Raw genomic sequence first — 25,722 nt, 5'->3', positions numbered from 1 at the left:
CTGCTAAAATCAATACAAACGTAACAAATTTGATATACATTCAAATTAGCCGGGCATTAAAATGTGGTTTACATCATCTTCACATCAACACATAATCCGTATCTTTACCAATCCAAAAGTTTTTATTGAATAATGAGTGAAGATCTGCATCAAAACGATACACCAAACCCTAATGAAGAAAAACTACATAATGTTACCTCACTCGATGGGTTATATGAAAACTGGTTTCTTGATTATGCCTCATATGTAATTCTTGACCGGGCTGTTCCGCATATTAATGATGGTTTAAAACCGGTGCAACGCCGCATCCTGCACTCGTTGAAGGAAATGGACGATGGGCGATTTAACAAGGCCGCCAACGTTATCGGTAATACCATGAAATATCACCCGCATGGTGATGCTTCCATTGGCGATGCCATGGTACAGATAGGCCAAAAAAACCTGCTGATTGATTGCCAGGGCAACTGGGGCGATCCGGTAACCGGCGACTCGGCAGCAGCACCGCGTTATATTGAAGCGCGCTTGTCAAAATTTGCGCTCGATGTTGTTTTCAATGCCGATACCACTATTTGGCAGGCCAGCTATGACGGTCGTAATAAAGAGCCTATTACCCTGCCGGTAAAGTTTCCTTTGCTGCTTGCGCAGGGCGCCGAAGGTATTGCGGTAGGTTTGGCTACCAAAATATTGCCGCACAATTTTATTGAATTGATCCATGCATCTATCGCGGTATTAAAAGGCGAGCGCCCTAACCTGCTTCCGGATTTTCCGACAGGAGGCATGGCAGATGCCTCGTTATACAACGAAGGCCAGCGGGGTGGTAAAGTGCGGGTGCGGGCTAAAATTATTGAACGAGATAAAAAAACGCTTGCCATTACCGAAATACCCTTTACTACCACTACAGGTAGTTTGATAGATAGTGTGATCTCGGCCAACGATAAGGGCAAGATCAAGATCAAAAAAATTGAAGATAATACCGCTAAGGATGTAGAGATCATCATCCACCTTGCTCCCGGTATTTCGCCCGATGTAACTATCGACGCGCTTTACGCTTTTACCGATTGCGAGGTATCTATATCGCCAAACACCTGTGTAATACAGGATGATAAGCCGCGCTTTATGAGCGTGAACGATATGCTTACCGAAAGCACGTTTTTCACCAAAGAACTGCTCAAGCAGGAACTGGAGATCAAACTGAAGGATTTGATGGAGAAGATCTTCTTCAGCTCGCTGCTTAAAATTTTCATACAGGAGGGGATGTATAAAAACCCTGAATACGAAAATTCAGGCAATTTTGAGGTAGTACTTGAAGTGTTGAACCGCTTGTTCGAGCCTTTCTTCCCGCAGTTTTACCGCACCATCCTGCCCGAGGATTATAAAAAACTGATAGATAAACCAATGAGCAGCATCACCCGCTTTGATGTTAAAAAAGCGGATGAGCAGATGAAAACGCTCGAAAACGAGATAAAACAGGTTAAACACCACCTGAAACATCTTACCGAATACACCATTGCCTGGTTCGAAAAACTAAAGGATAAATACGGAAAGGACAGGGAGCGGAAAACCGAACTGCGCACCTTCGATAAGGTTGAAGCCGCGCAGGTAGCATTGGCCAATATTAAGCTTTATGTTAACAGGGCCGACGGCTTTATTGGTTCAGGTTTAAAGAAAGATGACTCGGTTGAATATGTTGGCGATTGCTCGGATATTGACGAGATCATCGTTTTCCGTGGAGACGGGCGCTGCATGATCACCAAAGTGCAGGATAAGGTTTTTGTGGGTAAAGACATCATCCACGTTGCCGTGTTTAAAAAGAATGATGAGCGCACTGTTTATAATATGATATATAAAGATGGCGAAAGCGGCATCAGTTATATCAAGCGTTTCTCGGTAGTAGGCGTAACCCGCGATAAGGAATATGACCTTACCAAAGGCACCAAGGGCTCAAAAGTATTGTACTTTACCGCCAATCCTAACGGCGAAGCCGAGGTGGTGAACGTGCAGCTTAAACCTCACTCCAAACTTAAAAAACTGCAGTTTGATGAGGATTTTGCATCTATAGCTATTAAAGGCCGCGGTTCAATGGGAAATATCATTACCAAATACCCGGTTAAAAAAATCATGCTGAAAAGCAAGGGTGTATCAACTTTGGCCGGTCGTAAAATTTGGTATGATGATATTTTAAAACGCCTTAATGCGGATGGCAGGGGTAAATACCTTGGCGAATTTGATGGCGACGACCGCATCCTGAACGTTTTGAGCAATGGCATTTATGAGCTCACCAGTTTTGATCTTAACAATCACTTTGATGATAAGATGATCCTGATTGAGAAGTACAATGCAAATAAAGTTTATTCGGTTATCCACATTGACGGTAAATCGAAAAACTATATGGTTAAGCGCTTTATGTTTGAAAACATAGCGCTCGGCAAACAGGTAAGCATCATTAGTGATGAGCCGGGTTCAAAACTGGTATTGATGTCACAGACAGCCCCCGTGGTTAATGTAGTACAGCTTAAAGGTAAGGATCAAACACCCGAAACTATTGAACTTAACCTTGCAGAGGTAATTGATGTTAAAGGTATGAAAGCCATGGGCAACCGCCTTTCACAGCATCCGATAAAATCGGTTGAGTTAATCAGTGACGGTGCAGGGGCAACAGAAACTGCTGAGGAGACAGAAACCAAAGAGACTGATGGGGTTGAAGAAGATACTTCAGAAATTAATGAAGATCAACCTGCAAAATCTAAGGAAGAGGGGCCAGTGGAACCATCATCAAAATCAACGGAATCACCCGACCAATCGGTGAAATCCCCACCTAAAAAAATAGATTTTGAGATCACTAATCCCGATGATATCGATATTGACGACAAAGGGCAGTTAGACCTGTTTTAATATAAAGCCACCGGCAATAATGACCGGTGGCTTTTTTTATTTAACAGCTTTAGTCAAAATATTAGTACTGCACTACCCCATACTCAATGTATTAGCAAAAAAATATTTTATGGCTGTAAGCTGCATTGTTTACAGCTGTATTTTCATTATTTTTGGCTATTACTAAATCTTATATCATCAACAGGCATGTACTTCGGCGGCGGCAATTATTATTATCTTGTCTTTATTTTAGATGCGATTTGTGCGATACATTCTATAAGGCGTGGTACGCAGCAAAAATGGCTTTGGATAATTTTTATATTACCAATAGCGGGCAGCCTATATTATATCTACAGCGAAATGATCGCCAACCGTGGTATCCGTGCGCCTAAAATAAATGTTGAGGCCGTAATAAACCCCGGGGCCAAAATTAAACGACTTGAAGACGAAGTGCGATTTACGGATACCTTTGCCAACCGTGTAAAATTGGCAGATGCTTATCTTGAAGCCGGTCTTACTGATAAAGCCATCGAAATATATAAAAACAGCCTTACCGGCGCCTTTGCCGAAAATGAGCATGTAATGGCACAATTAATTGTGGCTTATTTTCAAAAAGGCCAGTATAACGAGGTTGTCCCTATTGCCAAAAAACTGTATAAGCTGCCCCAGTTCGCCCGCTCAAAAGCGCATATCCTGTATGCCAAATCGCTTGAGTTTACTTACCAGACAGAGCAGGCCGAAAATGAATTTAAATTAATGAAGGGCCGCTACTCGTACTTTGAGCCCCGTTATGAATACGGCCTTTTCCTTACCCGCGCCGGCCGCGATGAGGATGCCTGGCAAATTTTCACCGATATGCTCAATGAACAGGCACACCTGAGCCCTGTTGAACGTAAAAGCAATAGGGTGTGGTTTGCTAAGGCTAAGGATGAGTTGAAGAAGTTAGCTGCGGTGAGGAAGACGGCTTGATCTGACAATAAAAAAAGCGTCATTGCGAGGCACGAAGCAATCGCAAACTATACAGAGCCCCTCTGCAAATCGGGGATTGCTTCGTGCCTCGCAATGACGCCTCTTGGTTTTTTAATTAGCTGGTAATATTACCGCTATCCCTCACTTCTCCTTTTCGTCATCCTTAAGTCATACTGACATCCTGACACCATCGGGTTAAAAAATTGTTAAGTCGCCAAAGGCAAATAACCTTTTGCTGACATTAAAACAGTTTAGCCTGTCAATACTTGGCATAATGCCCACTTGGCATAATTGATGTTGCATATTGGGCTGAAAACTTAAATAAAATAAACAGTTATAACTATGTCATTAAACATTAAACCGATCGGTGACAGGGTTGTGGTACAAGCCGCACCTGCCGAAGAGAAGACTGCTTCAGGTATCATTATTCCGGATACTGCTAAAGAAAAACCTCAGCGTGGAACTATCGTTGCTGTAGGACAAGGGAAAGTTGATGAGCCTTTAACCGTAAAAGTTGGTGACGAGGTATTATATGGTAAATACGCCGGTACTGAAATCACTTACGAAGGTAAAGAGTATCTGATCATGCGTGAAACTGACATTTACGCAGTACTGTAAATTAATTAGTGAATTAGCGGATTATTGAATTTTGAATTTTTCTGTTCAAAGCCGCCAGTTCAAAACCAACAAAAATTCAAAAAATAGATTATTGGATGCGAAAATCAAATCACTCATTCGCTAATTCAATAATTCAATAATTAAAAATCATGGCAAAACAAGTTAAATACAATGTTGAAGCACGCGACGCCTTAAAACGCGGTGTTGATATCCTTGCTAACGCAGTTAAAGTAACCTTAGGTCCTAAAGGCCGTAACGTAATTATCGATAAAAAATTTGGCTCACCAGCTATCACTAAAGATGGTGTTACTGTAGCTAAAGAAATTGAATTAAAAGACGCCCTTGAAAACATGGGTGCACAAATGGTTAAAGAAGTAGCTTCAAAAACTGCCGATATTGCAGGTGATGGTACTACTACTGCTACCGTTTTAGCTCAGGCTATCGTAACCGCAGGTATTAAAAACGTAGCAGCCGGTGCAAACCCAATGGATTTGAAACGCGGTATTGACAAAGCTGTAATAGTTGTTGTTGAGAACTTAAAAGCTCAATCACAAACTGTTGGCGAAGACAATAACAAAATCAAACAAGTTGCTTCTATCTCTGCAAATAACGACGAGGTTATCGGTTCGTTAATTGCTGAAGCAATGGCTAAAGTTGGTAAAGACGGTGTAATCACAGTTGAAGAAGCAAAAGGTACTGAAACTGAAGTTAAAACTGTAGAAGGTATGCAGTTTGACCGTGGTTACCTTTCTCCTTACTTTGTAACCAATGCTGATAAAATGGAAGTTGAGTTAGAAAATCCTTTCATCCTGATCTACGACAAGAAGATCTCTTCGATGAAAGAATTGCTTCCGATCCTTGAAAAACAAGTACAAACAGGCAAACCATTATTGATCATTGCTGAAGACCTTGACGGCGAAGCTTTAGCTACATTAGTAGTTAACAAAATCCGTGGTTCACTGAAAGTTGCTGCTGTTAAAGCTCCTGGCTTTGGTGATCGTCGTAAAGCTATGTTAGAGGATATCGCTATCCTTACAGGTGGTACTTTGATCTCTGAAGAAAGAGGTTACAAATTAGAGAACGCTGATCTTAGCTACTTAGGTACTGCTGAAAAGATCGTTATCGACAAAGATAATACTACTATCATCAACGGTGCTGGTTCTGCAGATGAGATCAAAGGCCGCGTAAGCCAGATCAAATCACAGATCGAATCAACAACTTCTGATTATGACCGCGAAAAATTACAAGAGCGTTTAGCCAAATTATCTGGCGGTGTTGCTGTACTTTACGTAGGTGCTGCTACCGAAGTTGAAATGAAAGAAAAGAAAGACCGTGTTGATGATGCATTACACGCTACACGTGCCGCTGTTGAAGAAGGTATCGTAGCTGGTGGTGGTGTTGCTTTCATCCGTGCGGTTGCTGCTTTAGCCGACCTTAAAGGTGATAACGAAGACGAAAACACTGGTATCCAGATTATCCGTCGTGCTATCGAAGAGCCTTTACGTCAGATCTGCGAAAACGCAGGTATTGAAGGTTCAATCGTTGTGCAAAAAGTTAAAGAAGGCACTGCCGACTTTGGTTACAATGCACGTACCGATAAATACGAAAACCTGATTGCTGCAGGTGTTATCGACCCAACTAAAGTAGGTCGTGTAGCTTTAGAAAACGCGGCTTCAATTGCAGCTATGTTGTTAACAACAGAAGTTGTATTGGCTGATGATCCTGAAGATGCTCCGGCTGGTGGTCCACCGATGGGTGGCGGTATGGGCGGTATGATGTAATACCTCCGCATCTGGAAACGGGTGTACCAAAATATATACTATTCAAAACCCTGTATGCTTTTGCATACAGGGTTTTGTGCTTTAAAAGAGGCTGTTATAGTCATGCTAAGGTAAATCAACAGTCATTTGTTAATCATTTGATTAATTTTTGAGTTTAAGGCATATGTTAATCTGTAGTTTTGCATAACAATTCTGATACAGCACTAATCAGGCACAGGATTTGAATAATGCAGGTCATGAAACGTCTATCTCAAAAAACTAAACAAATACAAAGCACCCTGGTTGAGTGGGTGTTATTTAAAGGGCCCGAGCTCTTCGTGTCCCTGTACAGTTAATAGATAATTATTAACTTTGCGCCCAGTTATGAAACTGGACGAATTTTACACTGAGTTCCACCATTGGGTTATTAACCGCGGCCCCAAATATGTAGGTGGACTAATCATATTTTTTATTGGTTTATGGTTTATTAAGTTTTTGCGTGCAAGGCTTCGCATGCGTATGATGAAGCGCGGCATTCACTCATCACTTCAACCATTTTTTCTGAGCTTAACCATTACAGCACTGTATGTTTTACTCATTATTTGGGTAATGAACATTATAGGGCTGGAGATGAGCATTTTTACCACTATTATCGGTGCCTTTTCGGTAGCGGCAGGTTTAGCACTGTCGGGTACGTTTCAAAACTTTGCCGGTGGCGTGTTGATCCTGTTATTAAAACCTTTTGAGCTTGAAGACAGCATTGTAGCCCAGGGGCAGGATGGCCGGGTGGTATCCATACAAATGTTTTACACCGTGCTTATTACTGCCGATAATAAAACCGTAATTATCCCTAATGGTAAGCTGTTTAACGAGGTTATTGTAAACATAACCCGCGAAGGCAGGCGCCGTCTTGATTTTGAAATGCGTGTGGGTTATAACAATGATATGGAGAAGGCAAAGGCCATCATGACCGGCGTAGTAAATGCCAGTAATGATATCCTGCATGACCCGGCTGCACGGGTAGGTGTTATCAGCCTGGATAACGATTGCGTAAGGTTTACCATTAACGTTTGGGTTGACCCTGCCAATTTCCTTAATGCCAAGATAAACTTGCAGGAACAGATGCTCAAAGAGCTTGCAGCAGGCGGTATTAACTTCCCTAAACCAGGATTTTAACCAGAGTCAAGAAATCAAGACTCAAGAGACAAGAAAAAATAGAAGCATTTTCTTATCAACTGCTCAAAAATATAGAAGCGTCATTGCGAGGCACGAAGCAATCCCCGACTTTACAGAGTAGATTTGTATAGCGGCTCTGCTTATTGGGGATTGCTTCGTGCCTCGCAATGACGCAGCGTGTTACATTTGCGGTTATAACTTCTGCTTCGCCTTTATTTCCAGGTAACGGTTCACCGTATTAATGGTAAGGTTTTGCGGAGCTGTCAATATCGACTGGATCCCGTGGCTGGCCAGCTCTTTTACCATCAGCTTTTTATCGTAAGCAAACTTTTCGGCGATGGTTTTTATGTAGATGCCTTCAACATCTTTGGCGGGTTGTTCGCTGAGTGTCTTTAGTTCTGTATTTTCAAAGAAAACCACTAACAGTAAATGAAATTTAGCTATCCGCTTCAAAAATGGCAACTGTCGCTGTAATGCAGGCAGGCTTTCGTAATTGGTGAAAAAGACCACCAGGCTCCTTTGCTTTATTACCCTGCGTATGGTAGTGTAAAGGGCCTCCATATTGGTTTCAAGATACCTGGTTTTCTCCTTGTATAAAACCTCCAGGATTTTATTGAGCTGGATGTATTTACTATCGGCAGGTATAACAGCGCCAACTTTTTCAGATACTGTGATCAACCCGGCTTTATCTTCTTTTAGCAGGGCTACGTTTGATAAAACAAGGCTGGCATTTATAGCGTAGTCAAGCAGGCTCAAACCTTCAAAAGGCATTTTCATTGAGCGCGACTTATCAATTACGCAATATACATGCTGCGATTTTTCATCAATGTATGAGTTCACCATCAGGTCGCCGCGCCGGGCAGTAGCCTTCCAGTTAATGGTGCGATAATCATCGCCGGCTACATAGTTTTTTACCTGTTCAAATTCAAGGCTATGACCAATCCGCCTGATCTTTTTTATGCCGATATCGGTTAAGCGATTTGAAATGGCCATCAGCTCATACTTGCGCATTTGTAAAAATGAAGGATAAACCGGTAGTATTTCGGTCTGCTCAAAATTGTACCTGCGCGAAATTAACCCCAGCGGCGATTTCACAAACACCCTGATAAAGCCAAACTCATATTCGCCGCGGCGGGTAGGCCTTAACAGGTATAGGATTTGTTTGTGCTCCCGGGGTTTCAAAATGGTTTTAAACCAAACATCGCGCTTCTGAAACTGCTCAGGGATCTCGTCAATTATGCCAACATTTATATTAAAAGGGTAAAAGCTTTCAATATAAATGCCTAATTCGTTTTCATCCCCGTTGCTCAGCCTTTCAGGAGCTACCCGTTTTGCAAACACACCGTTTGCTGTTCTATAAAGCATGAGCAGGTCAATTATCACCAACAGCATAATTGTCCAAAACACCAGCCCGGGAATGATGCCAAGCCATGGAAAAAAGAAACCGAATATAAACAGCACTACGCTGCCCGCAAGGCATGCAAAGAGCCTGTTATTTAAAAAAAGGTTTTTATAAAATAATCCGATTAGCTTTTTCACAGCAGGGTATTAGCGGGGTACTTCAATTTTCTGTATTATTTGAGCAATTACTTCATCAGGGCTTACACCTTCCATCTCTTTATCAGGCGTAAGCATGATACGGTGCCTTAAAACAGGCGCTGCTACATATATGATGTCTTCGGGGGTTACAAAGTCACGACCTTTAATTGCTGCCAGCGCCTTCGCGGCGTTTATAATAGCAAGTGAGGCCCGTGGCGATCCGCCAAGCTGTACCGACTTACTGATGCGGCTTTCATGAATTATTTTGGCAGCAAACTCAAGCAGCTTGGGTTCAACGTGTAAAGCCCGTACCTGCTGCCTGATCGCTATAATATCTGCAGCTGACAATACCGCACTGATCTGATTTAGCTGATCGGTAGTCTTTTGCTGGTGCTGCTGGGTTACAATGGCTATCTCCTCCTCAAGTGTTGGATATTTGATCTCTACTTTAAATAAAAACCTATCCAGCTGGGCTTCGGGTAAACGGTAAGTACCTTCCTGCTCAACAGGATTTTGAGTAGCAAGAACAGTAAATGGCTCTTCCATTTTATAGCTATGGCCATCAATGGTAAGCTGGCGTTCTTCCATTACCTCAAATAATGCCGACTGCGTTTTTGCTGGAGCACGGTTTATTTCATCAATAAGGATAATATTGCCAAATATCGGCCCCTTCTTAAATTCAAACTCCGTTGTTTTAGGATTAAATACGGAAGTTCCCAATATATCAGAGGGCATCAGATCGGGCGTGAACTGGATGCGGGAATAGCGGGCATCAATAGCTTTAGCAATAAGCTTGGCGGTAAGGGTTTTGGCAACACCAGGTACTCCTTCAATAAGGATATGGCCATCTGCAAGCACCCCGGCTATTAGCAGATCGATGGATTCGCGTTGGCCAATTATTATTTTTGACAGCGTAGCCTTTATTTGCTCAACAGCACTATGCAGTTTACTAAGATCTGTTCTTTGTTCAAAAAATTCGTTTTCCATGTTTTTACCTGGATTTGATATAAAATTGTTCAATAAGGTGGTTTAATTTGATGAGCTCATGATCGGTAATATGGCCATGTGTACTCACAAAAAGAAGCGTGACCACAAGCTCTTGTATAATTGATAACTCAACGCCCGCTTTTTGCGATAACATTGCTATAAACTCTTTATCGAGCTTACTTGTATTTATTTTATATCTTTCGCGGATATATCCCAGCAGATAAATTGTTTTTTTATGGGCGATATTGGCGTTGTTTCGTTTTTCATAATACACCTGGCCTACTACATTTACAAACTCAACCGAGGTGTTTTTCAGTGGTTCAATAACAGGTATTATTCTTTGTCTGCGTTTTACTTCGTATATAACAAAAAGCAGCAGACTGAAAACGCACAGGTAATAGGCCCATTGTAAAGATGGGTTACTAAAGAAAACCCGCATCGGCGATCCGTCTTCCGGGATATCGCCGTTTTGAAACTGATCCCAATAAACGTATTTTGCCGCAGGCAGGTATGATAGTGCTTTTTCGGCATAATCGGCACCTTGCAGGGTTAATAAACTATAATTGGTAAATACAGCAGGCGTTGCGCAAATCAGCAGTTTGCCTTTGCCAAATTTATAACTCAAAAACGTACTGTGCTCGTAGTGGTTCATCCCGAGGACTACAGCCCGCGCGGTATCATACGAATCGAAATATTGATTAGCTATATCCCGGTTAAACGAATAATCGACAGGGCGTTTAAGCTTATTGTTGGTAAAGTTGAGCGTAGTATTTTTTGATGTATACTCAGCCCTTGAACTGATCTTTAGCGTATCGGCAATGTATCCCCGCCAATCAAAGGCCGACATGAAAACCGTATTGCCTGCCTTTATGTATTTGAGCATAGCCTCAAAATCAAATTTGTTCAGCGTTATGTTTTTTGCCAGTATAATGTACGTACCGCCCTGCAGGCTATCGCCATGAAACGCGTTGTATATTGATTTATTGGTGTTAACAATATGTGCACGTGGATTGAGCCATCTGAGCTGATTATAAGTAATATAAGTACCGAATGGAATCTTATCCTTATAATACAAGGTTGACTGCCAATTTATATCATCGGGCTTATTATACTGCGTAACAAAATATATCCCTAACAACAGGCATGCTATGGTGATGTATATTTTGAAATCTTTCATGATATGCTCTTTTTAAAATCGGTAAACAGAGCATTTATTTTGCTGAAAGCCTGTGCATTTATAGCAAATTCGCCATACCAAATATACTCAAACTGCAAGGTAAGCGCTTTAAAAAAACGGTGCTGATCGGGATTGCTTAATTCATCAACATAGGCATTATTAGTTTTATCGAGCTGCCATTTAATAAGGTTGGCATCGCTTAAGTGTTTCAGGCTGCGTAAATAAAGCAACCTCACGGCAAAACGGTAATTATGCTGGGCGATGGCCCTTTCAATTTCATCATCAAAATTAATTTCATGAATGTTCTCTAACGATTCGGAGTACTCAAGCCCTGCCGATACAGGATTACGCCTGAAAACATTAAGCATATTGATACCGGCCAGCTTCAACACCAGGAAAACTATAGCAGCCAGCCCTGCACCTATAAAAAGGTATTGTATAATATAGCCAAAAACAACCCAAAACCTGCCCGCATTACTGTTAATTTTCATTGGTTTGAACAGGCTTTTTAGCCAATGCCAAAAACGTGCCCATAATGAGGGGCTGGTTTTAACGTAATCGTTATACTGAAACTCGGGTAGCTTTCTATAAGCCTCCAGCGCGGCCGAGTCCAAATGCCTCACTATAACCGTTGCTGTATCTTTTTGTAAAACAAGGGGAGCAACAGGTGCAGGCCTTTTTACAACTTTAACTACAGGCTTTATTGGTTTGCCGGTATGCTGCACGGCGTAGCCGGTATTGACCAGCAACGCCAAAATTATGATGCAAAGCAGGCGAAACATATTAATACTCTTCTGCAGGTAAATCATGATCTGGCTTTATTTCGCCCAGTTTATTGATCCTTTCCAAAAGATTGGTACCCTCTTTGGTTTCGGTTAAGTTAAAGTAGCATAAGCATATTGTAATGATGGGGATTGTTAAAAATACCATGCTTAAATGCTGTAGAATAACTGTTATCACTGATGCCGTTACCGACAAACCAGCTCCTTTTTGCGGGTGTAATATGAGGCCTATCACATTAATCATAGTTGCGGGAAGCGTGATTGCCATTATGCACACATAAATAATGATCCAGGTTACAACCAATATACCAAAAGTAAGCCACCAGTTTTCCTTAATCAGTGTGAAGCAGCGGTTAAAGGCATAACCAAAACTTGCATTTTCAAATACGATAATAGGAAATATCAATGCAAATATTGGAGCCAGATAAATACCGGGAATTAAACAAAACAGAAAACCAAAACCCAAAAGTAAATTTGACACAAACGACGCTCCGAGTATTCGCCAGAAATAATACTTGATATACCCCCAAAGCTCTTCTGTTGATGGCGCCTGGTTGCCTTTTTCTTTGTACAAAGCAACGTAACTGAATGTGGTTACCTTTAAAACGGTAATGGTTAACAGGTAAAATATAATGGTTAAAAAATACTCTACACCAAAAGTTTCAAAAATAGACGGGCCGTATTCAAGTCTTGAAGCAATTGGTCCGGGCATGCTACCGTTTGCTATATTGGTAACTTTAATTTGAAAAAACACCGCGCTGATGGTGCCTGCCAGTATAAAAAAACCACTGAAAGTAAAAAAGGCTTTAAATAAAGGTTTTATATTTTGTTTAACAAAAGTAAACGTATCACTGATGGTTTCGCTAAAATCGCGCGATTTGGCAAGCTCAATTTGAGGTTTCATTTAAGGTTTGGTTTTATAAATTTTATTAGGATATATGATCACATACCAGACAATAAACGCCAGGCTTATTGATAGGATGCTTATACTAAGCCACAAAGGCATCTCGGTATGTCGTGTAACAAAGCCTTCAAAAAAAGCGGCAACAATTAAAATTGGAATAATGCCTATGGCAATTTTCATGGCATCTTTAGCCCCACTTTTTAACGACTCAAAACGTTTAAAGGTTTTTGGAAACAGGAAGCTGTTGCCCAAAATAAGACCGGCCGCACCTGCAATAATTATCGACGAGATCTCGAGCGTACCATGAATCCATATAACAAGTATTGATTGTGCGCCAAGCCCTTTGCTAAAAAAGTAATATTGGAACGAACCCAGCATAATACCATTACGGAATAAAAAGAACACCGTACCAACTGAAAATATGATGCCGCTTACAAAAGTAACCAGCGAGACATAAATGTTATTAGTAGCTATCCCAAAAAACATCTCCAATTCATTCCCGCTTTTATAAACCCCAAAAGGATCACCCTTGGCTATGTTGGCATTAGTCATATCAATATACTGATCGCCCATGATAAGCCTCACAAAAGATTCATCATATTTTGCAGAAACTACTCCTATCAAACAAAAAACAATAAAAAACAAAAACGAGTAAAGGAGCTGTTTTTGGTGTTTTTTAAACAATAACGGTAGCTCGTATTTCCAAAAGGTAAGGAAGCGGTTGCTTTTTTCACTTTTGTTTTTGTAAATAGCCTGGTGAAGGCCGGCGGCAAGGCCGTTAAGGTAAGCTGTTGTTTTTGATTTTGGATAAAATGTTTTGGCGTAGGCCAGATCGTCGGTTATCTGAATAAAACGATCTGCCTGCTCATCCGGATCATCGGTGGGTGATTGTTCAAAATCACGCCATTTTGCAGTATTTTGCTTAACAAAAAGAGGCTCGCGCATGAATTGGCAGTCATTAAATATTTTGTTAAAATAATCACAAAAGATAATATATCAACTAAAAAAAGCATATTATAGCATATAAATTTTTCGATTGTATGGATACCATCAGGATAACCACCACCCAGAACATTGACATTGACTATGAGGTTGCTGGCGTAGGTGAAAGAATTGTTGCCCACCTGATTGATATAGGGTTATTTATAGTGATCTTGCTTGCGGCCATTTTTATAATCCCCGCGGTTGGCAACTTATCCAACTTTTTTGCTATCGCATTGGTAGTATTATATGCTGCGCTATTCGTTTTTTATGACCTGGTATGTGAAATAGCCATGAACGGGCAAAGCGTAGGCAAAAAAATAATGAAGATAAAAGTGATCAGCCTTAACGGCAGCCGGCCATCTGTAGGGCAATACCTGTTGCGTTGGCTGTTTAGGATAATTGATTTTACATTAACATCAGGAATATGCGGTACAATTTGCGTAATAGTATCTGATAATAACCAACGGGTTGGGGATATGGTTGCAGGCACTACACTGATCAGAACAGTACCCCGCACTAAAATGAACAATATTGTATTTATTCCTGAAGCGGATGCGTATCAACCGATTTTTCGTGAAACAGCACAATTAACTGATCAGGACATTGAGCTGGTAAGCGAAGTGATAAACACCTATATAAAAACACGAAACCCTGTAATAGTTTATAATATGGCCGAAAAGATAAAAAGCCATATCGGTGTTACCCCTCTGGCGGGGATGAATGATATGCTTTTTTTGCAAACCATCGTCAAGGATTACAGCCACATTGTTGCTGCTCAGGCCGAGAGTTTATAGTGGATATAAAGATCATACATTTTACCTCCGTAACTTACAAGGATAATACCGCCTACTACCATAAATAATGTTTTTTTGATGGTGCATCGAGGTGTATCCAGCTTAAAAAAAGCATCAGCTATCCCGTAAGCAAACAACAACAACAACGGAATTGCAGGTGGATATAACAGGAAACTTTTTTGAACATTGCCCTGCATGAGGGCTATTACTGCACGTTGAAAACCGCAGCCCGGACAATCAATACCGGTAAGGTATTTAAACGGGCAGGGCAGTAAATGATTTTGCAGCCAGTGGGTAAAACCCAGCCGGCTGCAAAACATTTGTAAAGAAATATAAGATAACCACATTAATGATTTTGTGGTGGATTTGGATTAAAAGGATCTTTATAATCTGCAGAAGGATCAAAAGGTTTGAATCCGGCAAAACCGGCACCGGCAGGACCTATATACTGGTAGTTGCCAAAGCCTAAAATTGGAAAAAAGATAAATGGAAGAAAAAACAGACCAACGGTAAAACCTTCACTTTGGCCAAAGCTTTTACTAAGAAGGTTTAATGCCCAAATACCAAAAATCGGTACTGTGCAAGGGATCAAAAATAATATCAGCCACCACATTGGTTTTCCAATAATTTCAAGTAATACAATGGCATTATAGATAGGAATTATAGAAGCCCATCCCGGTTTGCCTGCCTTTTCAAATATCTTCCACATGCCTACTATCTGAACAACGTAAGCGATGATAAATGGAACCATTAAAAAGCCGAATAACGCAATAACTGCTGCTGCTGCTCCCGCCGATTGCGGATCGTAATTTTCCATAGTTAAGTGTTTAAGTTGAGGTTTTGTTTATGTAAGTTGATGCAAAATATTAATTATTTAATTAAAAATATAACGCCACAACGGATTTATTACAAAGCATACAATTGTAATTTATCATTAATTTTGCTCCTGATGCAAAGAGAACAGATTTCGGTTTTTGACATGTTTAAGATAGGCATAGGCCCGTCAAGTTCGCATACGCTTGGTCCGTGGCGTGCCGCGCAGCAGTTTGTACAGTCGCTTGAGCAGCAGGGGGCCTTGCCGCTGGTGCAGCAGGTTAAGATATTATTATATGGTTCATTAGCCAAAACAGGTGTGGGGCATGGTACCGATATAGCCATACTGCTTGGCCTGAGCGGCGATGACCCGGTCACTTTTGAAGTTGACCAGGTAACACCTAAAATTGCACATATCAAATCTTCGCATCAACTGATACTTGGCAGCATTTTGCCCGTAAGTTTTTATGCCGAAGATGATCTGCTGTTCCTGTTCAATGAAAGCCTGCCATATCATCCAAACGCTGTTACTTTCCAGGCTTTTTTAAATAATGGCAAGGCCATATCTGAAACCTACTATTCGATAGGTGGCGGTTTTGTAGTTAAGGAAGGCGCTTCCGGCCAGGCTAAGGCCGAGGTTGATCTTCCTTTCCCTATTGATACTGCTTCCGATCTGTTGCACTGGTGTATCAAAACCGGGCTCCGGATTTCAGAAGTTGTAGCCGAAAATGAGCTGGCCTGGCGCAGCGAACAGGAAACCCGTACAGGTGCATTAAACATCTTTAGGGCATTAAAAGAATGTATTTACCGTGGCTGCCATACCACCGGTCAATTACCCGGCGGGTTAAACGTGGCAAGGCGCGCTGCCAAATTAAACGCCAAACTCATTGGCAACAACAAATACAGCAATTATGATGAGTGGGTTGCTGCCATCAGAAATACCGGCGATAGCTTCAAAAATACTTTGGATTGGGTGAGTTGCTTTGCATTAGCAGTTAATGAAGAGAACGCTTCATTTGGCCGTGTGGTTACCGCGCCAACAAACGGCGCAGCAGGGGTAATCCCGGCCGTATTGCAATATTACATTGCTTTTTGTGATGGAAACACAGAGCAAAAGATCATTAACTTTTTATTTACCGCAAGCGAGATTGGAAGCATCTTTAAAAAAGGTGCTACTATATCGGCAGCTATGGGAGGATGCCAGGCTGAAATTGGCGTATCATCGGCCATGGCCGCTGCGGCTTTAACTGAATGTATGGGAGGTACCCAGCGCCAGGTACTCATGGCGGCCGAAATAGCCATGGAGCACCACCTCGGCCTCACCTGCGATCCTATCGGTGGCCTGGTACAGGTGCCCTGCATCGAACGCAACACCATGGGGGCTATTAAAGCAATAACAGCATCACAGCTGGCACTGCAAAGCAACCCGGAAAAAGCCAAAGTAAGCCTTGATGCCGTGGTAAAAACCATGTGGCAAACTGCGCTTGATATGAACTCGAAATACAAGGAAACAAGCGATGGTGGGCTTGCGATCAATATTCCGATCAGTTTGCCGGAATGTTAGGTTTGAGTAATTAAGTTTTTACAAGCGAACACCTCTTATTACGTCATTGCGAGGCACGAAGCAATCCCCGATTAGCAGGTCCACCCTTATAGTTCGCGATTGCTTCGTGCCTCGCAATGACGCGTTTTTAAAAATGCTTTATTTTTTGGCAAAAACAGCGCCTACATCCACTTTCAGTTTATCAACCCACATCCCATACATTTTACCTGAAGGATGCAAACCATCACTCGCCAGTAAGGTAAGATCATTTGCCGCCAATTTGGAGATGTTGGTAATTTCTACATAATTAACTTTAGCATTGCTGCTTATTTTACGGTTAATATCATTGAACTGATCTATTTCAGGCCCTATTACAGCATCATTACCATGAGCAAAGGGGGTAACACCATAGTCGGGGATGGACAATACAAATACATGTTCCCTGATCCCTCCTGCAAATTTGATAGCCGTATTTAAAACCTGCTCAAACTTAGCGCGGTAATTATCCTGGCTCAACCCGCCGTATTGATCATTAACACCTATCAGCAGGGTTACCACATCATAGGTATTACCCTTTATATTACTATCGTTAATAGCTGCGATAAGCTGGTCAGTTGTCCAGCCGGTGCGGGCAATAATGGTTGGGGCATTTACCTTAAAGCCATTTAACTGGTTAGCCAGTTGATTGGGAAATGCCTGCTCCGGAGGAACGGACTGCCCAATGGTATATGAATCGCCGAGGGCAAGGTATGTTAAGGTATCCTGTATCACTGTAACTGGTTTTGGCGGGGGATTATAGCTAACCGGCGCCGGTGCATTTTTGCCGGCACAGGCCGATAATGTAACTGCTGTAAGTAAACTTAAAATTATTCCTTTCATTATAATATCTCCATACCAAAAAGTACGGAAATATGATGTTTCAGGATTTTTTTAACTTCATTAATATCAACCTGTTGTCCAAGCTCCAGTTGCATGGAAGTAACAGCCTTATCGTCAATACCACAGGGCACTATATTTTTAAAATAGCTTAAATCGGTATTTACATTAAGGGCCAGGCCATGCATAGTTACCCAACGGCTGCAGCGCACACCCATGGCGCATATTTTACGGGCCTTTTCGTTATCGGCATCAAACCAAACACCGGTATAACCTTCATAGCGGCCTGCTTTCAGCCCAAAATCTGCAAGAGTAAGAATTATCGCTTCTTCCAGTGTACGCAGGTACAGGTGGATATCGGTAAAGAAATTATCAAGGTCAAGAATGGGGTATGACACAATCTGGCCGGGGCCATGGTAGGTAATGTCCCCGCCCCGGTTTATGGGATAATAAACCGCGTGTTTTTCTTTCAGGCCTTCCTCATCTAATAATAAATGTTCGGGCTTGCCGCTTTTACCCAGTGTATATACGTGCGGATGTTCACAAAACACCAGGTAGTTAAAAGTTTCGTCGGCTTCAATGGTATCATAAGCTACGGCGGTCCCGGTATTTTTGGCAGCTGCTTCGTAAGCCGTTTCGCGGTTCCGGTTTTCAATTTTGGTTTTAACCGTTTCGCTGAAAAGGGCTTCCTGTTTATCCCAGGCCTGCTGGTAATCTACCAGGCCCCAATCCTGGAAAAATACTTTCTTGTTTTTCATTATTCCCCCTTTACGTAACCTATCATATAATCTTCATACCGCAGGTAACCTACAGTATAATCAATGGTGTTATTTTTTTTATTCAGTTGTGCATTCACCACACCATGGTGCTCAAACTGAAAAGGCTCCAAAAAAATGTTGTCGGCAAATGATACCTCTTTTTGCCCGTTGCATTTATAAATAGCCTCTTTGGCACACCAGCAAACATATAATTGCTCAATTTTTTGCGGTCCGCCGATAAAGGCCAGTTCCTCATCGCGCATAAATTTGTTGGCAATGCGTTCAACTTTTTGTTTTATCTGCTCAATATCTATCCCAACCTTATGCGTTTTGCTAATCATTACAGCAGCATAATCAAACGAATGGCTTAATGAGATGTGGTATGGCAGGTTCACCAGGTAAGGCTTGCCATGTTCATCAACCTTGCAGTCAATATATTCGTCGGTACGGAGCATTTTGCGCAGCAGCACGCGGGTACCCAGCCAGTGCAGGTGGCGCTTGCCCTTGCTCAGGCTCTCCACAAAATCCTTTTCCTGCTGATCCAATTGTAACTGGCTGTACAGGTCTGCAGCCTCCTCCTCGATACGCCAGAGTGCAAACTCGGTATCATCATCAATACGCTGCCTGTATGCTATCGCCATAAAAGTAAAATTGCAAAATAGGTTGCAAACATATGTCAAAAAAAATTAAATTATATAAGTGTAGTCACATATTCATAATTGGCTGACGTATATCGGGTTTAGCAGTTGTTTCTGCGCTATCTGAACGTATATCGGCGACCAGTATTGTTCATAAAAGCAGGCAGCAATTGGGCTAATTTTCATAATTTAGCGCCAGCAACAACCTGCCCGTATGATACTATCTGATAAGCGCATCCTCGAAGAAATTGAACAAGGCCATATAATTATTGAACCATTTAACCGCGAATACCTGGGTACCAACTCTTACGATGTGCATTTAGGCAAATACTTGGCCACTTACCGCAACAGGGTGCTTGATGCCAAAGTTCACAATGAGATTGACGGCTTTGAGATACCGAAGGATGGCTTTGTGCTTCAGCCTAATACCCTTTACCTGGGCGTAACTGTTGAATATACTGAAACCCATCGCCATGTGCCTTTTTTGGAAGGTAAGTCAAGTACCGGGCGTTTAGGTATTGACATTCACGCAACTGCTGGCAAAGGTGATGTTGGTTTCTGCAATACCTGGACGCTTGAAATTTCATGCGCTCAACCGGTACGGATTTATCCGGGCATGCCTATTGGCCAGCTTATTTATTTTGTAGTTGAAGGAGAGATCGAAACACTGTATAACACTAAAGCAAACGCTAAATACAACAACCCTACCACACGCCCGGTTGAAAGTATGATGTGGAAGAATAAGTGGTAGTATTGAGTTAATAGTTCTAAGTCTTAAGTGTAGAAAGAGAAAAATTGACTTCGGACTTAGTACTATAGACAGTATCATACTTGTTATAAATGCGTAAATACTTTTTGCGTATCTTGGTAGTTCAAGATTTACCTTTCTATGAACTTCAAACGCCTATCGGTTGGGATACTGATCACCTTTATTATTGGTGCTGCCTTAGCTTTTATACAACCCGACGATGAACTGGTAACAAAAATTATTGCGCAGCTTGATAAATGGCGGGCTGAACATCCGCAGGAAAAAGTTTACCTCCACTTTGATAAACCCAGTTATGCCATTGGCGAGGATATCTGGTTTAAAGCCTACGTTACTATCGGCAGCGAACACAAGCTTTCAGCCTATAGCGAAACCCTGAATGTTGACCTTATTGATGATAAAGATTCGGTAAAGCGCAGTCTGAAACTTCCGCTAACGGCAGGTTTAACAGTAGGAGATTTTGCCCTGGCCGATACCATGGCCGAAGGTAATTACCGTATCCGCGCCTATACCAATTGGATGCGTAACGAAAGCGAGGCTTACTTTTTTGATAAAACCATAACCGTGGTAAACAGCATAAGTAACAGGGTTTTCACCAAAACCGCCTATACTTACAGTACATTAAACGGCAAACAAAAAGTAACCGCTGTAATTACTTATACCGACCTTAATGGTATAGCCTATGTTAACAAACCCGTAAGTTACGAGGTTGAAATAAACGGAAAATCTATATCAAGAGGAAAAGGTATAACCGACGATAAGGGTAACCTTACGGCCAGTTTTACTAACAACCTGCCGGTTTCCATAACAACGGGGCATATCAATACGGAGGTTAAGCTTGATGAAAAACGTACAGTTGCCAAAAGCATACCTATAAAAACAATATTCAATAAGGTTGATGTCCAGTTTTTTCCCGAAAGCGGAAATTTAATAAACGGCGTTTTTGAAAAAGTGGCTTTTAAAGCTGTTGGCGCCGATGGGCTGGGAGTTGATGTTAAAGGCTATATTGCCGATGATCAAAATAACCAGATTTCGGAGTTGGGCCAAAGTCATTTTGGTATGGGTACCGTAAATTTTGAACCCGAAAGCGGCAAAACATACAAAGCGCATATTACCTATACCGATGGCTCTGAAGGTGTTTTTGATTTGCCCAAAGCGGTTGATAACGGCTATGTGTTAAGCATCAACAGTATGCGCGATGATAAGGTGTTTGTATCAATCATCCCCGGCAAAAACACCGGCAACGGTACGGCTTCATTATCAGGCTTAACGCTCATAGCGCAATCGGGTGGCGAACTTTGTTATGCAGGTAAAAGTAAAGATGGGGCAACCTCCTTTTCGGCTGCCATCCCTAAAAATAAATTCCCATCGGGCATCATTCAATTTACATTGTTTTCGGCTGCCGGCGAGCCTTTGAATGAGCGCCTTATTTTTGTTCAAAATCCCGATCAGCTCAAGCTTGCGGTTACCACAGAAAAGCAAAGCTACAAACCACGTGAGAAAGTGACCATAAACCTCAATGCCAAAAACAGTGAGGATAAACCCATTATTGGCAGTTTTTCAGCATCGGTTATTGATGAATCAAAGGTTACTACTGATGAGGTAAACGAAAGTTCGATATTTTCAACCTTGCTGCTTGCCTCGGATTTGAAGGGATATATTGAAAAGCCTAACTATTACTTCACCAATATAAGTAACCAAACCAAAGCCGACCTTGATGTGCTGATGCTTACACAAGGCTACCATCGTTTTGAATGGAAACAACTGCTTGCCGGTAAATTTACCCCGATAGTTTTCAAGCCCGAAAAATCGTTGGAAGTAACAGGTCACCTTAAAACTTTCGGCGGCAAGCCGGTACCTAACGGCAAGGTTACCTTGTTTTCAACCTCGGGCGGTACCTTTATTATTGATACCGTTGCCGATGCTGATGGCAAGTTTACTTTTAAAGATCTTGTTTTCAGGGATAGCATCAAATTTGTGATCCAGGCACGCACTGCCAAGGACCGGAAAAACCTCGATATCACCCTTGATAACGTAAGCCCTCAACCTGTAGGCCCTAACAAAAATACACCCGATATCCAGGTAAACATTAATGACGGGGCATCGGCCTATCTGTTAAACAGTAAAAAGCTATATGATGAACAGGTTAAATATGGTATAGGCAACCATACTATAGTTTTAAAAGAAGTGGTGATCCGCGAGAAACGGGAAAACCCTTTTAAAAACTCGGCCAACCTTAACGGGCCCGGCAATGCCGATCAAACACTTACTACCAAAGACCTTCAATTTGGCGGCGGAACGCTGTCGCAAGTGCTGCAGGGGCGGCTTAATTTTGTGATATTTAAAGGCGGGATTCCGTATTCAACCCGGAGTCAAAACACACCGATGCAAATTGTTCTCGATGGCACGTATGTTGAGCCCGACTTCCTGGATAATCTTGCCCCAAGTGAAGTAGCTACGGTTGAAGTATTAAGAACTATAGGTAATACGTCCATCTATGGCTCAAGAGGATCAGGTGGCGTTTTAGTTATTACAACCAAACGTGGCGGCGACGCAGTTTACAACAAATACGCGCCGGGTATAGCCACTTATGCGCCTAAAGGATATTATAAAGCCCGCGAGTTTTATGCGCCTAAATATGATGATCCTAAAACCAATGCCCAAATGCAGGACCTTCGCAGTACCATTTACTGGGCGCCGGGTTTGTTAACCGATAAAGATGGTAATACCTCCATGAGCTTTTTTAATGCCGATGCTAAAGGTACATACCGTGTTATAATTGAGGGTATTGATGCCGATGGCAATTTAGGCCGACAGGTTTACAGGTATAAGGTGGAATAATAATCGTATTTTAAACAAATACGATTTATAATAAGGTTAATATTTAAACCTTCTGTATTGGTTATGGTCAAATAAAAACCAATATATTGGCATTACTTTACTAAACCTTATGAAATATCTACGCTATTTAATATTAGCTTGCTTTGCTTTTTCTTTTGCGCAACTACATGCACAAACAGATAGCTCCTTTTTAAGCAAAACAGCAAGCCTGTTAAACAAACAATTAATATCAAACCCAACTGAAAAGGTATACCTACATCTTGACAGGCCCTCGTACAGTCTCGGAGATACCATTTGGTTTAAGGCTTACACAGTTTCAGGCGTGGATCATAAACCCTCTGATATCAGCGGGGTATTACATGTAGAACTGATTAGCCCCATTGACTCCGTGCTCAAGCGGATTAATTTACAACTCGATGCGGGTGTAACATGGGGCGATTTTACAATAGCCTCTTCATATGCTCCCGGAACATACCGGATAAGGGCTTACACTAATTGGATGCGCAACAAACCGTATCCGGCCTTTTATGATCAAAAAATAAGAGTAGGAAAGCTGGCGCTATTAACCGAAGGGGCAAATAAAAATATTATAAATCCTGATGTTCAATTTTTTCCGGAAGGAGGGCAACTCATTAATGGCTTACGCTCAAAGGTGGCAATTAAAGCGGTAAACAAAAACGGCTCTGGTGAAGACGTTTCCGGAACGATAACAGATAACGAGGGCAACGAGGTTGCTGCTTTTAATACACAACACTTAGGCATGGGTATATTTGCCCTTACCCCGCAAACAGGCAAAACATATAAAGCCAAAATAAAAGATAGCCAGGGGCATGCCTTTGAGGTCGATTTACCGAAAGCCCAAAGCGATGGATTTGTTTTAACCGTAAACAACCGCCTGGCCGACAGCATTAATATAAAAGTAAACTCGGCCCCTGCTACTTTTTCCGCTAAACAGCACTCCAGGTATTATTTAATAGGTGAGGCAAACGGACAGGTGTATTATACAACATTCTTTAATCTTGACGAACCAGCATATATTATGCGTATAAACAAACACCGTTTTCCATCAGGCATTTGCAGGTTTACGCTGTTTAGTCAAAACGGAGAACCGCTCAATGAGCGTATTGCTTTTATAAGTAAAAACGATACGCTTAAATTGAACATTGACCTGCCCGATCAAAAATTTACAACCCGGCAAAAAATAGCCGTCAATGTTCTCGCTACGGATAATGGAAACAACCCGGCATCCGGTAGTTTTTCAGTAGCTGTAATTAATGAAAGCCGGGTTGGTGTAAATGAAGACGAGGAAAGTACTATTATAAACAACCTGCTCCTTACATCCGAGCTCAAAGGCAATATAGAAAAGCCTAACTATTATTTTACCAATGTTACGGATCAAAAGCGGGATGATCTTGATATGCTCATGCTTACCCAGGGATACCGGAGCTTTGAATGGAAGCAGCTACTAAGCGACAAACCCTTACTAACAACCTATCCGGCCGAGCAAGCGCTGCAACTGGAAGGTTCAATTAAAACCCCTGGCGGCAAACCGCTACCAATGGGTAAAGTAAGCCTGTTTGCAAGTCGTGAAAACTTTTACAGGGATACTATATCGGATATTAACGGCAATTTTAAATTTACTAATGTCGAAGTATCTGATACTGCTAAAATCGTGGTGCAGGCCCGGAAACAGAATAACGGCAAAAACGTATCCATTTTTGTTAAGCAGCCTGATTTGGCGAAAGTTGAGAGGCGGACTAATTACACAGAGCCCGATGCCGTATTAGCGGGTACATTTGGCAAACAACCAAATGATACAAACTTGGCTCAAGCCGCAACCCCTACAGACAGCCTCAAAATTAAAGAGGTTATTATAAAGGGAAAGAAAAAAGCTAAAGATGACAATTTAGACAATTATGGTACCTATGAGCAGCGGTTGGTTGATATGAAGCGCGTGCACAATAAAGTATACCTTTCATTAGAAGAAGCCCTGCGTGAAATTGAACCCGTAACCAAGGTAGGTTATTTTGGTTCTCGTGTATCAAATGGGAATGCCATTAATTCGGTTGTACTACCTGAAAATCAAGGAAAAGTTGTAGTTGACGGAGCCTGGCGCGACAGAAATACATTATCTGTATTTTATCCCCAGGAAATAGAAAGCGTGCGCCTCATTTTTCAACCTAATTCAAACAAGCCAATTATTGTTGTTACAACCCGCAGGTATGCAGGTACAGACACCACTACTTTGAAGCAGGTTAATATCCGGTCTACCCGTTTAAATAAAAAACCGGATATGAGCCAATCATCAAATCTTAATGGTGCGGGCAATGCAGATCAGGTGATTATGGGTGACAAGTTATTAAAAAGTTGCGCACGATTATCCGATTGCCTGCTCGGTAAAATATTTGGTGTATCCTTTGATGCTGATGGTAATCCGATTAACGACAGGAGCCGAAAAAAGATGTCAGTTATCATTAACGGTAATATAATACCTGGTGATGCTTTGAATAGTGTAAATGTAAATGATGTTTACAGCATCGAAGTTTTAAGGGGGCAAAGTTACACACTGATATATGGTTCGGGGATGTCTGCCGGTGCATTAGTCATAACTACTAACCACGGTGTTGGAAATTTTGTGACCAGTGAGTCACCTTCAGGGCTTATTTCTTATCCTTTTAAAGGTTATTACAAAGCACGCGTTTTCTATTCGCCCAAATACTCAACTCCAAAAACTAATAATGAAACACCTGATTTACGCTCAACTATTTATTGGAATCCGAATATAATCATCGATGAAAAAGGCAAAACCTCATTCGATTATTTTAATGCCGATACCAAAGGAACATATCGCATTGTTATTGAAGGCATTGATGGATTTGGCAATTTAGGCAGGCAGGTTTACAGGTATAAGGTGGAGTAATTTCGA

The 25,722-nt window shown here is 41.7% G+C and carries 21 protein-coding genes; 10 read left to right on the top strand and 11 right to left on the bottom strand.

All coding sequences use genetic code 11. The features are described from left to right. The first annotated feature begins 132 nt into the window (after positions 1-132). The 5 genes from ACFFGT_RS16810 to ACFFGT_RS16790 all read left to right on the top strand — a co-directional run bounded on the left by ACFFGT_RS16810 (position 133) and on the right by ACFFGT_RS16790 (position 7,394). Positions 133-2,892 carry a DNA gyrase/topoisomerase IV subunit A gene (locus tag ACFFGT_RS16810; RefSeq protein ID WP_377023681.1) on the top strand — a complete coding sequence of 920 codons (2,760 nt, stop codon included), beginning with the start codon at positions 133-135 and terminating at the stop codon, positions 2,890-2,892. A gap of 339 nt (positions 2,893-3,231) precedes the next feature. Then, positions 3,232-3,840: a hypothetical protein gene (locus tag ACFFGT_RS16805; protein WP_377023680.1), complete on the top strand. Its 609-nt coding sequence runs from the start codon at positions 3,232-3,234 to the stop codon at positions 3,838-3,840. A gap of 342 nt (positions 3,841-4,182) precedes the next feature. Further along, positions 4,183-4,458, top strand: coding sequence for a co-chaperone GroES (locus ACFFGT_RS16800; protein ID WP_321555637.1), 276 nt, complete (start codon positions 4,183-4,185; stop codon positions 4,456-4,458). A gap of 149 nt (positions 4,459-4,607) precedes the next feature. After that, positions 4,608-6,239 carry a chaperonin GroEL gene (gene groL / locus ACFFGT_RS16795; protein ID WP_446686298.1) on the top strand — a complete coding sequence of 544 codons (1,632 nt, stop codon included), beginning with the start codon at positions 4,608-4,610 and terminating at the stop codon, positions 6,237-6,239. A 363-nt stretch (positions 6,240-6,602) separates the two neighbouring features. Next, entirely contained in the window at positions 6,603-7,394 is a 792-nt protein-coding gene (locus tag ACFFGT_RS16790) for a mechanosensitive ion channel family protein (RefSeq protein ID WP_377023679.1), read from the top strand. 192 nt (positions 7,395-7,586) lie between these two features. Here the strand turns inward: ACFFGT_RS16790 and ACFFGT_RS16785 are convergent, their stop codons facing one another. From ACFFGT_RS16785 to ACFFGT_RS16760, 6 genes are read right to left on the bottom strand one after another with little or no spacing between them, the layout of a single operon-like run. Continuing rightward, positions 7,587-8,933 (bottom strand): DUF58 domain-containing protein, encoded by a 1,347-nt coding sequence (locus tag ACFFGT_RS16785; RefSeq protein WP_377023678.1) that lies wholly within the window; start codon positions 8,931-8,933, stop codon positions 7,587-7,589. A 9-nt stretch (positions 8,934-8,942) separates the two neighbouring features. After that, positions 8,943-9,920 carry an AAA family ATPase gene (locus ACFFGT_RS16780; RefSeq protein WP_377023677.1) on the bottom strand — a complete coding sequence of 326 codons (978 nt, stop codon included), beginning with the start codon at positions 9,918-9,920 and terminating at the stop codon, positions 8,943-8,945. Between the two features lie 4 nt (positions 9,921-9,924). Beyond that, complete coding sequence (locus ACFFGT_RS16775; RefSeq protein WP_377023676.1) at positions 9,925-11,097, bottom strand: DUF4350 domain-containing protein; 1,173 nt, start codon at positions 11,095-11,097, stop codon at positions 9,925-9,927. Further along, a complete protein-coding gene (locus ACFFGT_RS16770) occupies positions 11,094-11,906 on the bottom strand; it encodes a DUF4129 domain-containing protein (protein WP_377023675.1) in 813 nt (270 codons plus the stop codon). Before ACFFGT_RS16770 ends, ACFFGT_RS16775 begins: the two co-directional genes overlap by 4 nt. Further along, complete coding sequence (locus ACFFGT_RS16765) at positions 11,881-12,783, bottom strand: hypothetical protein (protein ID WP_377023674.1); 903 nt, start codon at positions 12,781-12,783, stop codon at positions 11,881-11,883. Before ACFFGT_RS16765 ends, ACFFGT_RS16770 begins: the two co-directional genes overlap by 26 nt. Next, positions 12,784-13,728, bottom strand: coding sequence for a stage II sporulation protein M (locus ACFFGT_RS16760; protein WP_377023673.1), 945 nt, complete (start codon positions 13,726-13,728; stop codon positions 12,784-12,786). Positions 13,729-13,823: 95 nt separating this feature from the next. Between ACFFGT_RS16760 and ACFFGT_RS16755 the strand changes: the two genes are divergently transcribed. Continuing rightward, complete coding sequence (locus ACFFGT_RS16755) at positions 13,824-14,561, top strand: RDD family protein (RefSeq protein ID WP_377023672.1); 738 nt, start codon at positions 13,824-13,826, stop codon at positions 14,559-14,561. Here ACFFGT_RS16755 and ACFFGT_RS16750 read toward each other — a convergent pair. Next, positions 14,543-14,881, bottom strand: coding sequence for a DUF2752 domain-containing protein (locus ACFFGT_RS16750; protein WP_377023671.1), 339 nt, complete (start codon positions 14,879-14,881; stop codon positions 14,543-14,545). The genes ACFFGT_RS16755 and ACFFGT_RS16750 overlap by 19 nt on opposite strands. Positions 14,882-14,907: 26 nt before the next feature. Continuing rightward, the gene (locus ACFFGT_RS16745; RefSeq protein WP_377023670.1) at positions 14,908-15,378 is read right to left on the bottom strand and encodes a DUF5684 domain-containing protein; all 471 of its coding nucleotides are present in this window, start codon (positions 15,376-15,378) and stop codon (positions 14,908-14,910) included. Between the two features lie 132 nt (positions 15,379-15,510). On the opposite strand from ACFFGT_RS16745, the gene ACFFGT_RS16740 reads away from it, so the two are divergent. Beyond that, the gene (locus ACFFGT_RS16740; RefSeq protein ID WP_377023669.1) at positions 15,511-16,938 is read left to right on the top strand and encodes an L-serine ammonia-lyase; all 1,428 of its coding nucleotides are present in this window, start codon (positions 15,511-15,513) and stop codon (positions 16,936-16,938) included. 138 nt (positions 16,939-17,076) lie between these two features. Here ACFFGT_RS16740 and ACFFGT_RS16735 read toward each other — a convergent pair whose 3' ends face one another. Genes ACFFGT_RS16735 through ACFFGT_RS16725 form a run of 3 tightly spaced genes read right to left on the bottom strand, consistent with a single transcriptional unit; the run spans position 17,077 to position 19,192 of the window. Then, complete coding sequence (locus ACFFGT_RS16735; protein ID WP_377023668.1) at positions 17,077-17,796, bottom strand: SGNH/GDSL hydrolase family protein; 720 nt, start codon at positions 17,794-17,796, stop codon at positions 17,077-17,079. Beyond that, positions 17,796-18,551 (bottom strand): lipoyl(octanoyl) transferase LipB, encoded by a 756-nt coding sequence (lipB, locus tag ACFFGT_RS16730; RefSeq protein WP_377023667.1) that lies wholly within the window; start codon positions 18,549-18,551, stop codon positions 17,796-17,798. The genes ACFFGT_RS16735 and lipB overlap by 1 nt, the downstream gene beginning before the upstream one ends. Continuing rightward, the gene (locus ACFFGT_RS16725; protein WP_377023666.1) at positions 18,551-19,192 is read right to left on the bottom strand and encodes a 4'-phosphopantetheinyl transferase family protein; all 642 of its coding nucleotides are present in this window, start codon (positions 19,190-19,192) and stop codon (positions 18,551-18,553) included. The genes lipB and ACFFGT_RS16725 overlap by 1 nt, the downstream gene beginning before the upstream one ends. A gap of 211 nt (positions 19,193-19,403) precedes the next feature. Between ACFFGT_RS16725 and dcd the strand changes: the two genes are divergently transcribed. The 3 genes from dcd (at position 19,404) to ACFFGT_RS16710 (ending at position 25,716) form a co-directional block, all read left to right on the top strand. Further along, complete coding sequence (gene dcd / locus ACFFGT_RS16720) at positions 19,404-19,940, top strand: dCTP deaminase (RefSeq protein ID WP_377023665.1); 537 nt, start codon at positions 19,404-19,406, stop codon at positions 19,938-19,940. Positions 19,941-20,078: 138 nt separating this feature from the next. Continuing rightward, positions 20,079-22,796, top strand: coding sequence for a TonB-dependent receptor (locus ACFFGT_RS16715; RefSeq protein ID WP_377023664.1), 2,718 nt, complete (start codon positions 20,079-20,081; stop codon positions 22,794-22,796). Positions 22,797-22,905: 109 nt separating this feature from the next. Beyond that, positions 22,906-25,716 (top strand): hypothetical protein, encoded by a 2,811-nt coding sequence (locus ACFFGT_RS16710; RefSeq protein WP_377023663.1) that lies wholly within the window; start codon positions 22,906-22,908, stop codon positions 25,714-25,716. Positions 25,717-25,722: the final 6 nt, after the last annotated feature.

The organism is Mucilaginibacter angelicae, assembly GCF_042434235.1.
In the GTDB taxonomy this organism is placed as follows: Bacteria; Bacteroidota; Bacteroidia; order Sphingobacteriales; family Sphingobacteriaceae; genus Mucilaginibacter; species Mucilaginibacter angelicae.
This window is presented reverse-complemented; position numbering and strand designations above follow the sequence as displayed.